Source organism: Streptomyces sp. SLBN-118 (assembly GCF_006715635.1).
Taxonomy (GTDB): domain Bacteria; phylum Actinomycetota; class Actinomycetes; order Streptomycetales; family Streptomycetaceae; genus Streptomyces.
In genome coordinates, this window is record NZ_VFNP01000001.1 from 55721 (window position 1) to 68768 (window position 13048).

Here is a 13048-nt window from a genome sequence, read left to right on the forward strand (position 1 = left end):
CGCCTACGTCGGCAGCGCCACGCAGATGGGCCTTCGCCGCGGCGGCCAGGCCGTTGCACAACGCGTCGTCGCGACCCGGCACGAGGAGCCGTCGGAGTTCGTGCGCTCGGACGGGAACAGCGGGGCGTCGGGGCGGGTGTGATCGTCGTCGAACTGGCCCCAGACGTCCTCGATGAACCACCGCAGCGTCCGGTCGGCACCGTTGATCAGCGGCACCATCCGCTCGCGCGGCCCCGAGCCGCGGGCGCCCTTGCCGTGACGCACGAAGAGCTCGCAACCGACCAACTCGCTCTGATCCGCGTCCGGCTACTTCACGGGCTTCCACACACCGCAGCTCTTGGATGTAAACTGGCCGTCCCCGGACCGGATCGACACCGTGATGGACTGAGCGCTAGTCGCAAACTGGTTGTCCAGGATGTCCCCGGACTTCGACGTCCGCTCCCAGTAGCAGTCGGCCAGGTCCCCCTTCGTCCGGTACGTCCCCGGGGCGATCCCCGGTTCACCCTCCGACCCGGCTGACCATGGCGCCGGACTGGCCACCACCTTGAACGTCCCGCTGGTGTACCAGCGTTCGTAATTTCCCGACACTGCCGCCTTCAGCGCCGGCACCCACTCCGGGCACAGATTCGGCATCCCTGCCTGCAGCATCGCCTTCCCGTCGCCGTCCAGGTTCCCGCTCTCCGCCAGCCACTGCGGCCGCGACGAAGACTCACGCGCGCTCACGGGCAACGACTCGCAGATGTCCGACACGAACGCCGACGCCGACGCGTACAGAGTCGAGTCCTGCACCGCCCAGCCCTTTTCATCGGCCAGCCGGTCCAGAGCTCCCTCCGGCCCGGGCAGATACTCCGGCTCCGTCGACGCCACCACCGGATCCGGCGCGGCAGCGTCCGACATCGTCGCGGCTGACTTCGCGTCCGGCTCACCCCCGGCCGCACACCCGCAGATCGTCACCACCGCCACCACACCGACCGCGGCAGCCCCCACCCCACGCATAGCTCTCATACGGCGCAGGATGGCACCAGGCCCGGGCCAGGGAAGCAGAAACCGAGCATTCGCGTTCATCAGGACAGGCGCGGGCATGACCGATCGAACGCATGCTGGAGGCCCAAACGTGCGGCCCAGTGTTCCGCCCTGACGGCTGCTCCACACCCCCAGGCAGGACTGATGCGGCCCAGGCGGCGCGTGACCACGACCTCGGCGTCATGCGCTGCAACTGCACATCCAGACGGCTACCGTCCCGTCCTAGATCGAGAGGACATCGCATGGCGGACCTGCCTCAGCGTGGAGCAGTGGGACGATTCTGGGCGAGCACCGATTCAAGGGTTCGTCGCCTGACCTGTTTCTGTCTTCCGCTGGGATTCTTCCTCATCGGGGTCGGTTGGTATGGCGATCAGCACTGTTGGTGGAACAACCGGGCCTTCTTGACCAACTTGCTCTCCAGCTTTACCAGCTTGATGTTCGGCGTGCCGCTCGCGCTGGTTGTGTTGTCCAGGATCACCAGCGGCCAAGCTGAGGCGCTGGCGCGTGCGGCGGCTCTCGAGCAAGCTCGTGAAGCGGCCGTTCAGTTCCGCAGCACTCTCCTTGCACAATCCAGTCGGCCGACCCCGCAGCAGCTCGCACTGGTCTGCAAGGCCTTGACACGGCCTGCCGCCGACTCCGCCACGAGACGAAGCCAACGGAACCAGGCGTCCATCGAGCGGTCGACCCAGAACGCTTGGCAGGAGCCCTGGCGGAGGTCAACGAAGCCGTCGAGCAAGTGCTGAAGGCTTCGGCGCGAGGATCGATACAGCAACACTGGTTCCATGAGCTGGTGGGGTATTGGCGGCAGGTGGATGCTGCCGTACGCCCGTATCTGAAGGACGTTGGGCTCACGCCGACTCAACCGGTACGGGTCACCAATGCCCTGGAAGAACTGGCGAGCATGGAGCCGCAGCCATTCATGCGGATCACAGGAGATCCGGGCAGTCGCCACAGCATTTACCGCCAAGCCGGGGCGACGATCGGCGGAGCGAAGGCTCTGATGGCACTGCTCGATGAGCTGCCTGCACTCGAGCGGATCGAAGGCTAGCCTGGGGCCTATTATTCTCGGCCGTCGACCGCCTGATCCGCCGTCATGTCGTTCTGCTGGACGAGCGGTACACCGCACTGGACAGCCTCCATGGCGCTTTGCTCACGTCCGCGGGAGTACTGCCGCATTGGGCCCTGGAGTTCGTGCGAGGCGAGGCGGAGAACCTGAACACTGCCCGCGAATGGCCACCAGCTGCCGAAGTGGCATACCACCACGGCTCAGCCGGCCAGCGCCCGGGCACACTCTTCGGCGGCGTCGGCTCCATGTTTTCCGCGGGCTCGGTGAACCTGGTGCACTGAGCGTCGGTAGTACCAGCGGTTCAGCGGATAGCGCGGCGATTGATCTTCCTGGCAGGGACCTGGTGTCTGCGTTCCGACCGACATGGCTAGGTCGGTTGCGTGCGGTTGCGGGAGCGCGGCCAGGGGTGCCGACAACAGCCCAGGACGTATGTTCGGCAGACTCGCCAGCCTGCCCTCCCTAAGGCGATGGCTCGCTCTTGGACTCGACTGCACGCGCATCTGGGCGTTCCGCCCGGCGCGATCACCTTTGGCATGGTGGAGAAGGCCGTCGCGGATCGCCTCGACGAAACCGACGATCTCGGCCGGTGGGTCATCAGCAACACCCTCGCAGCCTCCGACAGCATCAGCGGCCGTCCTGTGATCGTCGAGCTCCACCATGACGGAACGACGGTGCTGGCCGCCGACCTGTCCTGGAAGGCCCTCGAATCCCTCACGGATACCCAAGCGAGCTGCCCGGTACGCATCGACGCGGTGGCCTCGGCCGCTTTCGACGCGGTGGCTCTCGCCGCCGAATTCCGCAGGGCCCTGCTGGACGACAGCGCCTCGGACGTGACGGCCCTCGTCGTCGCGCCACCCGACTACCGCGAGCCCTTCGTGCCCGTGACCACGGAGATGGGCAGCTTCGTCACCATCCCGGACTACGCCCGGCGGCCACCCCGACTGCTGCCGGCCACCTCAGAGATTCCGGCAGCCTCGGATGCGGACGTGCTCCGGAGCGTGGCCGAGGAGCTGCGTGCGGGCATCGTCAACCAGTTCGGTCTGGAGTAGACGCGGGTCGGGGAGCAGCATGACGGATGACATGAGCGCGGGCGGATTCTCCAACGTGCACGAGGCGTTCCTTCGGGCAACCGCACAGGTCGAAAAGGAGATGAGCCAGCTCCTCGCTCTAGAGGGAGGGTGGGAGGAGGAGTACATCACCCAGCGGCTGTGTCTGGCCGTCGTGCCCGAAGTGAGGTACGCGCGGTTCAACAAGCGGCAGGAGGGCCGCCTCGGCGCGGATTACATCTGGTGGTGGCTGGACCGGTCCGGCGAGTGCTACGGCTGCCTCATCCGGGCGAAGAGCATCAAGCGCGACGGGCGGAGGTGGCGGATCGGCTTCACACCCGCGCAACACCCGAGAACAGCTGCGGAGCCTGTTCGAAACCGCTGACGTTCTGCGGATCCCGGCCGGGTTCATGCTGTACGCCGGTGATCGGGACTATCGGGCCCAAATGGGCTGCACGTCGACACACGCGGGCCGAACGCCATGCGGGGAGCGGGACGGAGCGGCCGTGACGCTGGTGCCGGCGCTGGTGGCAGAGCGGGAGATCTGGCTGGCCGAGGCCGCGCCCTGGCATCCGGACCGCAGCGCAGTTGAGGTGTTCTGCCAGTGGGCGAAGCCGCTGATCGAGATCACCGCACCCGGCGCGTACGGCAGGAGCAACCTCTACCGTGCGCTCGACCTCGGCGACGCCGATCCGCGGCTGCGCGAGTTCCTCTGCGCGGACCAGGTCGGCGCCCGAAAGGTAGCCCGTCACATCTTCGACATCGTGGGCCTGATGGCGAGGGGATGTTCGCCGCTGCGGTGGGTGCGGCGCCGGTCGACTCGGGTACCGCGAGCGTCTTCCGCGAAGCGCCCGATCTGCGTGGACACTTCACCGTGCCGTACTTCGAGCACACTCTCCGAGGACTGCGCACAGAGCTGCCGGACTACGTAGAACGATCCCTTGCCGGGAACCCGCCGCCCGAGATCGTCGAGAAGGTGGACGGGATCGTCCTCGTCGAGCTGTAGCGGCAAGGGCGTGCAGGGGCACACTGTCCGGTGCGGTCATCGTGCTGATCTCCTTCAAAGACTTGGTCGTCTTGAAAGATCAGCCGGTGGCCGTTCTTCTATGCGGGCACCATCCCGATGCCGGAGCAAACCCCCGGATCAGGTCGAACCCGTACACCACTTCCCTGGACGCAACCCTGCGATCGCCATGCGCGGCTATCCGCTGCACTCGGCTGGCCAGGCGAAGGACGCGGTGGTTTCGCTCCCCAATCCGGCGGTTCGTCATACGACCGCCCCCTGTGACTGAACCTGACGGGGGTGCAGGCGCCGTGAGACAACCGTGGACCAACGACGAACGCCATTCGCCTCGGCGCTCGATTCAGTGATGTGGTCGGGCCTCTCTCACTTCACTGTGTTCCCTGCTGGTCGGCGAGGCGCGCGGAGCTGTGCCCCGTGCGGGTGACTGGATCGCCTGCCGGGTGTGTGCGCCGCGGCACGGGAGGGCGGGTGGAGCCGCAACCGTGGCCCGGCTTCGGCGTACCTGCTCCTGGCGTGTTGACTGCGACTCGGGGACGGTCCGGCATCGGCACAGGAAACCTCGGCGGGCAGCGTCAAGGCGGCGTCCAAGCTCGGCTACTTACGGACGGGGAGCGTCTGGATGTGTGCTGTCACTCGTGAGAGGGCATGTGAGCTGGTATGACGGCCTCGTGGTCGCCTGATCGTGTGGGTTTGGGCGGTTCGGGCCGGTCGGCCTGCTTGGTCCTGTTGGGCTGTCTGGGTGAGTGACCGCAAGCCTTACAAGAGCGACTTACCCGATGAGTCGTTGGGCGCTGATCGAGCCGGTGATCTCGTCATGGAAGGCCGACCGTCCGTCCCCGACGAGACATCAGGGCCGATACGAGATGCGAGAGATCGTCAACGCGATCCTGTACCAGGGCAGGACGGGCTGCCAGTGGGACTACCTCCCCCATGACCTGCCGCCGAAGTCGGCCGTCTGCTACTACTTCGCGGCCTGGCGCGACGACGGCACGGACGTGAAGATCAACGACCTGCTGCGCTGGCAGGTCCGGGAGAAGGCCGGGCGGCCGGAGGATCCGAGCCTGGTCGTGATCGACACGCAGAGCGTCCACGCCGCGGTGAACGTCCCTGCGACCACGACCGGGAAGGACGCGGCCAAGAAGGTGCCCGGACGCAAGCGCGGGTTGGCGGTCGACGTCCTCGGCCTGGTCATCGCCGTCACCGTGCTGGCCGCCAGCGCCCACGACAACGCGTTCGGCATCGCGCTGCTCGGCCAGGTCGCCCCCATCGGCACCATCAAGAAGGCTCTGGTCGACCAGGGCTTCAAGAAGACCGTCGTCGAGCACGGCGCAAGGTCGGCATCGACGTCGAGATCGTCGAACGCAACCCCGTGGACAAGGGCGCCGGCTTCATCCCGCAGGCCAAGAGGTGGATCGTGGAGCAGACGCTCGGCATCCTCATGCTGTTCCGGCGGCTCGTGCGGGACTACGAGAGCAGGCCGAAGTCCTCGGAGTCCAGGGTGCGCTGGGCCATGATTGACGTGATAACACGCCGGCTCACCGGCCAGACCACGCCCACCTGGGGCGGGTGACCGCATGGATGACCAGGTCACGCCGCTTCTGGAGCGGATCGACGCACGCGAACGCGAGCTCGTCGGCGATGCAGCGCAGATCCGTGCGCAGATGGACGAGCTCACCGCGCGCCTGCGTGAACTCGACGAGGAGGTCGAGAGCCTGGCGGTGACCCGAAAGACGCTCCTCGCCCTGCCGCCAGCGACCCCGGAGCCAGCCGAGGAGCCGCCTGTCCTGCCGGCCAACCCGGCGTACCAGCAGATCCTCGACGTCTTCGCCGACGCTGCTGGACCGATGCGTTCCCGCGACCTGTGCCAGGCCCTGGACCTCCCGCTAAAACCGAGGAACATCGAGAGTACCCGGCACAAGCTCAAGCGTCTGGTCGGCCTGGGCGTCCTCGCCGAGACCGACCGGGCCTGTTCATCCAGCGCCGCCCGTAGCAGCTCTCCGTTTCGTGCCACCCGTCCGTCACGGCTGCCGCACTCGCCATCCGGCTCACGACGCGATCGCTAGCGACCCGTCATGCGGAGCCACTGCATCGTTGTGACGAGTTCTTCGCCGAAGTCCTCGCAGAGCGCGAGCAACTCGCGACCCGTGAACGAGTCGGGCAGCCCTGCGGAATCGGGGAGAACCCCGAGAGCACCGTGACAGGCGGTCTCGACAGCGAAGTGGCGCGACGCGAAATAGCCCTCGCTCGCACGGTCCGCCAGGTCGGCGAGGTACTGGTTGTGGGCTTCCTCCGAGGGGTGGGAGTAGAAGGAGCCCTCGACGAGACCGTCGAGGTAGTTCGCCAGGCCGGCCGAGGCTTCGACCACTCGCTCGACTTCGTCCACGCCAGGCTTGTCCAGCAGTTCGCCGAAGGTCAGCAGGTTGCTGATGGTCTCCAACTGGAAGAGCTGGACCGTGTCCGGGTCGACTTCAGACGTGAAGAGCGGGGCCGTGCACAGCTCGGCGATTGCTCGCCGGTATGCGCGATCCGACTGTTCACCAGGGGGCGATGCTGCCAGTCGGAACAGCGACTCCAGCACGGACGGGTCGACGCCCCACTCTGCATCCAATTCGAACGCGAGTATCGGCGCACGCCACCGCCACAGGGCCAGGACGGCCGCCTGACGCTGGTGAACGGGCTTCAGGTCCGCCAATCGCTCGATCCGCACCACGTTCGTGAGTCAGCCCTTCTGATCTATCGTCCCCGCCCGCCCCCCTTTACCTCGGGACACTGTAGAAGCCGCCGAAGGACCACGTGACCGCCAGGACAGTGCCTGGCACAAGCCAACTACAGGAATCGGGGTCATACCGGTTCAGAATGCCCTCTGAGGCGTTCCCGGTCCCCAAAGGCTAGCCCCTGGGGCGTTCCGGCAGGGCACAACGCCGGGCAGCGGCCGGTAGGGACCGCTGGCCGGCGGCGCCAAGAGGGGGCGTTGGGGAAGGGTCACAACTCAACTGCAGAATCAAGCGCGTTGGCCTCCTCCCAACGCCTTCGATCGCCGATCGCCCGGGCGGCGGATCGGTGGCCGACAACTTGCCCGGCCGACACCGCCTTCCTCGACCCCCCACGCGTACTGGCCCATCGGGTGGATCGGACACCCTGGCTACGGCAGTCAGTTCCCGTGCGGCGTCCGACGTCCAGCGTTGTCCCAGCCAGGCGCCAGGGCTTCCCGCTTGAGCATCCTGGGCCCCCGTCGGGCGGTGCGAACAAGCAGCCCCAGCAGGAATGCCTGGAAGGCGTACGTGAACAGGAGGATGCCCCACATCATCGCGTCGGTCTCGGCCCAGGCGCCGAGGGAGCTGACGACAGCGAGAAGGGCAGTGCCTGTCGGTACGGCAAGGCACAGGGCCAACAGTCCGGCGACCTGGCTGCCGTCCTCTCCAGCGCCGAGCAGGAGGAGAAAGCCAGCCAGGCCAAGGTAGGCGCATGAAAGCCAGTTGCCGAAGGTCAGGGTCGCGATCGTTCGCAGTCCGGAACGCATGTTGCTCCTTGATTGTTAACGGCACGCGCCCTTGCGTGGGCCGTGTCGCAGGTCGTACTGGCGGGCTCGCCGGCCGGGCCCGTGTGTTCACCATCGTGGTGTCGGACACCCTGACCGCGTGAGAGTACGGATACTCAAGTGGCTTCTCGGCCACTTCGACCTAATTTGCGTCGAAGTCACGCAGCCGTTCCTTACGTTCATTGAACTCCCGGTCGTTGAACCGGCTGGTGGAGTTCAGTGTCGCGTTGAAGTACGGGGGCGGTTCGTTCTCAGGGTCCAAGGAGAACGACAAACGCGAAGGCTGCCGCGCCTGCGAGGGGGACCGTCACCGCCCACCATGCACCTGGCCGGTTCCCAGCGTCCACGAAGGCCGCGACCAGCAGCAACAGGCCCGCTGGAAGAAACAGGAACATGCCAATGATGGCACCGATCAGCCCCCAGGCCAGCAGGCCCGTCCCGATGACGAGGCAGGCTCGGGCAAACACTTTCGGCTGCTCTCGCAACAAGTGCGGCACGGCGGCTGCTGCCGCGCTGACAACAAAGAGCCCAGCGAGGAACAGGGATAGCAAGAGCCCCAAGACCGCCGCACCCACTGCCGCCACGACCCCCGCCACAGCCCAGGCCCGCTGCCGGGCGGACACTGCCTGGCAATCCTCCACGACACCCCCCAACGTTGAACGCGTTCAGTTAAACGCGTTCAAAGTATCGCATGCGCGGCGGCGCCGGAGTGAGAGACCCGGCAGCCATGCACGAGTAACGATCGGGCACAAGCACCAGCAGGCCGTTCCCTCTTGGTGGTGAACCCTCCGCGCAAGCGGGCCCTGCGCGATCAGCTGTTCCGCGGAGCGGCCGTGGCTGCGCGTGTGGGCGGCCGCTTCCTCAACCTCGTCGGCGAACCTTTCGCGGTCCGCCGCACAGTGGATGAACGGCGAGGGGCCGTCGTCGGACACCGGTACGGCGACCGGCGCGGGCTCCCGTGTGGGAGCGGGGCGTCCCTCTTCAGGCACATGGTGACCAAGCCCGGTTCATGTAGCAGAGACGGACGGTCTCGCCGCTGGGGAGGACGGCCCCGTACAGCTTGCCGTCCTGGGCGGTTTCGCCGACGACGAAGCCGTTTACTTCGACCGGGCGGACATCACGCATGTTCGCGGCCGGGCAGCGGCACGGACGGCCGCAGGCTCACTGCCCGGCCTGGCCGGGGCTGAAGAAATCGGGGTGGGTGATCGGGGCGTGGCAGGGCCGCCCTCCGGTTCGTGGCCGCAACCCAGCGCCGGACCGAAGGCGCGGGAGGGTCTGCTCGACTTCGGCTCGACATGCAGACTGTGTCGGTGTAAGCCCTGTAACACGCCGCGACCCACCGGCCAGGACGCCGCTGAGGGCCCCCAGCGCCAGGCCGACAGGCTTGTAGGCCACCTTCGCTGCCTTCATCGGTGCCTCCTGCTACGGCGTACCAGCAGAAGGAGTACGAGCGCGGCGCCTGCGACCAGAAGCAGAGACCGCTTCTCCCCTGCGGCCTGCGCGGCCAGATAGGCCTTCTCCCGCACGGGCTGCGGTGTCTTGTCCTGGAGCTTGTCGGCGACAGCGGCGGCGGTGTCGTTCAGCCGGGTCTTGGCCTGCCCGGCCTTCTCCCGCACGGGATCGGGAGTCTTGTCCTGCGCGCGCTGCAGCACATGCGTGGCCTTGTCCTGGACCTGGGCCTTGGCCTGCGCCGCTTTCTCGCTCACTTGCTGCTTGGCGGCGGCTGCCTTCTCCTGTGCCTGCGCCTTCACGTCCGCCTTGGCGGCCAAGGCCTCCACGGTCCGGCCCAGCTCCTCGCGGGTTTCCTCCACCTGCTCGTGCAGCTCCTCGGGCGTGGGGGCGGAGCTGTTCGCATCGTATTCGTCGGTCATCGGTGCGTCCTTTCCTTGATCTCGGCGACGTCGGCCTTGACGCTGTCGATGGCCTGCTCGGGCGCGGGCGGGGTGGCCTGGCCGACCTGCTTCTTGCCCACCACGGCGAGAACGGCGGCGATCGCGAGCAGGACACCGGTGGTGATCAGCGCGGCCGCCCATACCGGCAAGACCAGTGCGAGGGCGGCGATCGCCGTGGCGGCGAGCGCCTGCAGCGCCAGGAGTGTCACCACTCCGGCACCGCCGAACAGGCCGCCGCCGAGGCCGAACCGTTTCCCTTTCTGGGTCATCTCCGCCTGCGCGAGGCGCAGCTCGTCGCGGACCAGCTGCGTCAGCTGCTGCGATACCTGCGAGACCAGCGCGCCCATCGAATCCTCGCCGTCGCTGTGTCCGGCGCGGTCCTCAGAGGAATCCATCACCTTCACCTGCCTTCCTCATCGCTGCTGAACAAATCGGGGCCACGGCGCTTCGGCTCACCGCTTCGAGACGGGTCACAGTTTTCGGGTGTCGCGGGGCTCGACGTAGGGCTCTTCTTCCGCCGGGTGGCCGGTTTCGATGGCGCGTCGGCGTTCGAGTTCGGCGTTGAACTCCAGGCCCAGGAGGATGGCGATGTTGGAGAGCCACAGCCAGATCAGGAAGATGATCACTGCGGCGAGGCTGCCGTAGGTCTTGTCGTAGCTGGAGAAGTTCGCCACGTACAGCGCGAAGGCAGCGGAGGCGATGATCCAGATGACCACCGCGAGGATGCTGCCGGGGCTGACCCAGCGGAATCCTCGTTTGACGTTCGGGGCCGCCCAGTACAGCAGGGCGATCACCAGACTGAACAGCAGGATCAGCACGGGCCACTTGGCGATGTTCCATACCGTGACGGCCGTGTCGCCGACCCCGAGGACTTCCCCGGTCTTCTTGGCCAGGGCGCCGGTGAAGATCACACCGACCGCGATGGCGGCCAGCAGCACCACCACGACGATCGTGATGATGAGCCGGGTCGGCAGGGTCTTCCACACTGGCCTTCCCTCGCCGATGTCGTACACGGCGTTGGAGGCGCGCATGAAGGCCGCGATGTAGCCGGAGGCCGACCACAGAGCGACGGCGATACCGATGATCAGCGCGATTCCTGCCTTGCCCTGGCTGCTCTGCAGCTGCGTCAGCATGCTGTTCAGGATGTTGCGGACCGATCCGGGCGCCAGGGCACCCACATTGTCGATCAGTGGCTTGATGGTCGAGCTGCCCAGCAGCCCCAGGATCGACACCAGCGCCAGCAGGGCCGGGAAGATGGACAGCACCCCGTAGTAGGTCAGGGCAGCCGCCCAGTCGCTGAGGTTGTCTTCCTTGAACTCCTCCACCGTGCGTTTCAGCACCGCCCACCAGGACTCTTTCGGAAGGTCCGTCGGCTTCTCGGCCGGAGGCCGTGTCCTATCCGGCCCTGAGTCGGCAGCTTCGCCGTGATCTGGCCTGCGTCGCGCCATGATCCACTCACCACCACTTCCTTGAGGAAAGGGCAACCCGCTCCGCGGGCGTTCCCAGCCGCGTCGGGCCACGGGCCTGCCCCGTGCGCCGTCGGCGCTCTGCCCGATTTCCGGGCCTGGGCCTTGATCTGCCAGTGCTGCTCGCGGGCATGGCCCTCGGTAGGGGCGGGCGAGGGAGGGGTCGTTCCGCCGAAGCCCTCGTGACTCCTGGATGCAGTTCGTTCCTCGCGGGTAACCCACTTCCAACAGCACCAAACGGTTCAGCACGCCGCAACCGCTGCCTGCCCGGACCCTGTCTCCCTGGCCGTGATGGCGCTCCTTGAAAACTCGGAGATCCTCATCAGCCGCCGTCAGCCTGGCAGCAGCCGACGCAGCAGGAGGCAGGGGGCGTGGTGGACAAGGCAGGCGCCGGCCAGGCCGATCGCTGCTCCGGCGGCAACGTCGCTGGGGTAGTGCGCACCTCTGTGGATCCGTTCGGTGGCCACCATCACTGCAGGCACTGAGCAGAGGGCGCCCATCCAGGGCCAGGTGCCGGCCACGGCGGCGGTGAACCCGACGGCGGCGGCGGTGTGGCCGGAGGGAAAGGAGGAGCTGTCCGGCCGCTCGTGCACGTCCTCGTGCGGGATCAGCCGCTGGGGCGGTCTGCGCCGCTCGTACAGCGGCTTGCACACTGCATTGGAGACCAGCTCGGCTGCCGCCATGCTGGCAAGCCCCGCTATGGCCGCTTTTCTGCCCCGGTAGCCGCCGACCGCGGCCATCCCGACCGCGATGCCCCACCACAGCTTGGTGTGCTCCGCCGCAGACTCCACCAACGGCAGCACCCGCCGCGCAAAGGCGGAATCCCACAGGGCAATACGGCGGGTCAAACACCGGTCCTGTTCTGGCAGGTCGGGCACGTCTGTCATGGATCTGCTACTTCCCTTCCCCCTACCGACGCACACGTCCGGCAAGCCCGCCCGCGGCCCGCGGGGCCGTCGCTCCGTACCCGTGCCGCGCGTCCCGGGGAGACCGCCCACACAGACATCAAGTGAACCAGTTTCATGGGATTTCAGATGTTTTGCGTGGCTGTAGCGGGTGACGCGCTTGGTGAGACACCACGAAGGAGGACGAAGTGATCACCCAAGAGCAGATTCCGACCGTGCTCGACCATCCGGTCTACGACGCCGACGGCAACAAGATCGGCGATGCCAAGCACGTCTTCCTCGACGACGCCACCGGCCAGCCCGAATGGGTCAGCGTCAAGACCGGACTGTTCGGCACCAGCGAGTCGTTCGTGCCGATCCAGGACGCCACCATGGTCGAGGACCACCTCGAGGTTCCCTACGGCAAGGACAAGATCAAGGACGCGCCCAACGTCGACGTCGACGCCGGCGGCCACCTCTCCGAAGCAGAAGAGCACCGCCTGTACGAGTACTACGGCATCGACTGGGATGCCGCCTGGCAGCAGGCCAACCAGCCCGGCCAGAGCGGTTGGGCCCGCACCGACACCAGCGAGTTCACCCAGCCGGGCACCGACACCACCGCCTACGCCGACACCACCATGGAGCCGGCTCGCGACGATGACGCGATGACCCGCTCCGAGGAGCAGATGCACGTCGGCACCGAGCGCCGTGAGGCCGGCCGGGCCCGGCTCCGCAAATACGTCGTCACCGAAGAAGTCCAGCAAACCGTCCCGGTAAGCCACGAAGAGGTCCGCATCGAACGCGAACCAGTCACCGACGCCAACCGTGACGCCGCCATGTCCGGCCCTGACATCTCCGAGGACGAGCACGAGGTGACCCTGCACGAAGAACGACCCGTGGTAGAAACCCAGACCGTCCCGGTGGAACGAGTCCGCATGGACACCGAGGAACACACCGACGAGGAAACCGTTCGAGGCGAGGTCCGCAAGGAACGGATCGAAGCCGACATGCCCGAGCAGGACGACGACCGTTGAAGGCCTCCGCCTCGTCAGTGTCGGCGCCCCACCCGGGCGAGGCGGAGGCAGACCGCACGCCAGCTGCCGCCCACT

General features: G+C 67.1%; 15 protein-coding genes and 1 pseudogene. 7 read left to right on the top strand and 9 right to left on the bottom strand.

The genetic code is table 11. The features are described from left to right. Nucleotides 1-3: 3 nt before the first annotated feature. Both FBY35_RS00305 and FBY35_RS00310 read right to left on the bottom strand, forming a co-directional pair. Complete coding sequence (locus FBY35_RS00305) at nucleotides 4-264, bottom strand: hypothetical protein (protein ID WP_260848432.1); 261 nt, start codon at nucleotides 262-264, stop codon at nucleotides 4-6. Between the two features lie 42 nt (nucleotides 265-306). Next, the gene (locus FBY35_RS00310; protein WP_142211850.1) at nucleotides 307-1005 is read right to left on the bottom strand and encodes a hypothetical protein; all 699 of its coding nucleotides are present in this window, start codon (nucleotides 1003-1005) and stop codon (nucleotides 307-309) included. Between the two features lie 712 nt (nucleotides 1006-1717). Between FBY35_RS00310 and FBY35_RS00315 the strand changes: the two genes are divergently transcribed. The 6 genes and pseudogenes from FBY35_RS00315 to FBY35_RS00340 all read left to right on the top strand — a co-directional run bounded on the left by FBY35_RS00315 (nucleotide 1718) and on the right by FBY35_RS00340 (nucleotide 6222). Beyond that, on the top strand, nucleotides 1718-2071 hold the full coding sequence (locus FBY35_RS00315; protein WP_142211851.1) for a hypothetical protein: 354 nt from the start codon (nucleotides 1718-1720) through the stop codon (nucleotides 2069-2071). 485 nt (nucleotides 2072-2556) lie between these two features. Then, nucleotides 2557-3138, top strand: coding sequence for a hypothetical protein (locus tag FBY35_RS00320; RefSeq protein ID WP_142211852.1), 582 nt, complete (start codon nucleotides 2557-2559; stop codon nucleotides 3136-3138). Between the two features lie 19 nt (nucleotides 3139-3157). Continuing rightward, nucleotides 3158-3520: a hypothetical protein gene (locus FBY35_RS00325; protein ID WP_142211853.1), complete on the top strand. Its 363-nt coding sequence runs from the start codon at nucleotides 3158-3160 to the stop codon at nucleotides 3518-3520. Between the two features lie 121 nt (nucleotides 3521-3641). Next, entirely contained in the window at nucleotides 3642-4067 is a 426-nt protein-coding gene (locus FBY35_RS00330) for a hypothetical protein (protein WP_142211854.1), read from the top strand. Nucleotides 4068-4898: 831 nt separating this feature from the next. Then, nucleotides 4899-5729: pseudogene (locus FBY35_RS00335) on the top strand (IS5 family transposase). A gap of 4 nt (nucleotides 5730-5733) precedes the next feature. Then, nucleotides 5734-6222, top strand: a complete 489-nt coding sequence (locus tag FBY35_RS00340; protein WP_260848433.1) for a hypothetical protein — start codon at nucleotides 5734-5736, stop codon at nucleotides 6220-6222. Here FBY35_RS00340 and FBY35_RS00345 read toward each other — a convergent pair. The 7 genes from FBY35_RS00345 to FBY35_RS00380 form a co-directional block, all read right to left on the bottom strand. Beyond that, a complete protein-coding gene (locus tag FBY35_RS00345) occupies nucleotides 6219-6869 on the bottom strand; it encodes a hypothetical protein (protein WP_142211855.1) in 651 nt (216 codons plus the stop codon). The genes FBY35_RS00340 and FBY35_RS00345 overlap by 4 nt on opposite strands. 441 nt (nucleotides 6870-7310) lie before the next feature. After that, entirely contained in the window at nucleotides 7311-7679 is a 369-nt protein-coding gene (locus tag FBY35_RS00350; RefSeq protein WP_142211856.1) for an SCO4225 family membrane protein, read from the bottom strand. Between the two features lie 269 nt (nucleotides 7680-7948). After that, entirely contained in the window at nucleotides 7949-8320 is a 372-nt protein-coding gene (locus FBY35_RS00355; RefSeq protein WP_142211857.1) for a hypothetical protein, read from the bottom strand. 783 nt (nucleotides 8321-9103) lie between these two features. Continuing rightward, nucleotides 9104-9568 (bottom strand): DUF3618 domain-containing protein, encoded by a 465-nt coding sequence (locus FBY35_RS00365; protein WP_142211859.1) that lies wholly within the window; start codon nucleotides 9566-9568, stop codon nucleotides 9104-9106. Next, a complete protein-coding gene (locus FBY35_RS00370) occupies nucleotides 9565-9984 on the bottom strand; it encodes a phage holin family protein (protein WP_260848434.1) in 420 nt (139 codons plus the stop codon). Before FBY35_RS00370 ends, FBY35_RS00365 begins: the two co-directional genes overlap by 4 nt. Nucleotides 9985-10059: 75 nt before the next feature. Continuing rightward, nucleotides 10060-11037 (bottom strand): YihY/virulence factor BrkB family protein, encoded by a 978-nt coding sequence (locus FBY35_RS00375; RefSeq protein ID WP_142211860.1) that lies wholly within the window; start codon nucleotides 11035-11037, stop codon nucleotides 10060-10062. A 350-nt stretch (nucleotides 11038-11387) separates the two neighbouring features. Continuing rightward, nucleotides 11388-11903 (bottom strand): phosphatase PAP2 family protein, encoded by a 516-nt coding sequence (locus tag FBY35_RS00380; RefSeq protein ID WP_260848435.1) that lies wholly within the window; start codon nucleotides 11901-11903, stop codon nucleotides 11388-11390. A gap of 245 nt (nucleotides 11904-12148) precedes the next feature. Here FBY35_RS00380 and FBY35_RS00385 point away from each other — a divergent pair, with 245 nt between their 5' ends. Continuing rightward, nucleotides 12149-12973 carry a DUF2382 domain-containing protein gene (locus FBY35_RS00385; protein ID WP_142211862.1) on the top strand — a complete coding sequence of 275 codons (825 nt, stop codon included), beginning with the start codon at nucleotides 12149-12151 and terminating at the stop codon, nucleotides 12971-12973. Nucleotides 12974-13048 lie beyond the last annotated feature (75 nt).

Coding starts and splice junctions, on each gene's coding strand:
- FBY35_RS00310 (WP_142211850.1), bottom strand. CDS start 1,005: ATGAGAGCTATGCGTGGGGTGGGGGCTGCCGCGGTCGGTGTGGTGGCG.
- FBY35_RS00320 (WP_142211852.1), top strand. CDS start 2,557: ATGGCTCGCTCTTGGACTCGACTGCACGCGCATCTGGGCGTTCCGCCC.
- FBY35_RS00325 (WP_142211853.1), top strand. CDS start 3,158: ATGACGGATGACATGAGCGCGGGCGGATTCTCCAACGTGCACGAGGCG.
- FBY35_RS00340 (WP_260848433.1), top strand. CDS start 5,734: ATGGATGACCAGGTCACGCCGCTTCTGGAGCGGATCGACGCACGCGAA.
- FBY35_RS00350 (WP_142211856.1), bottom strand. CDS start 7,679: ATGCGTTCCGGACTGCGAACGATCGCGACCCTGACCTTCGGCAACTGG.
- FBY35_RS00365 (WP_142211859.1), bottom strand. CDS start 9,568: ATGACCGACGAATACGATGCGAACAGCTCCGCCCCCACGCCCGAGGAG.
- FBY35_RS00370 (WP_260848434.1), bottom strand. CDS start 9,984: ATGGATTCCTCTGAGGACCGCGCCGGACACAGCGACGGCGAGGATTCG.
- FBY35_RS00375 (WP_142211860.1), bottom strand. CDS start 11,037: ATGGCGCGACGCAGGCCAGATCACGGCGAAGCTGCCGACTCAGGGCCG.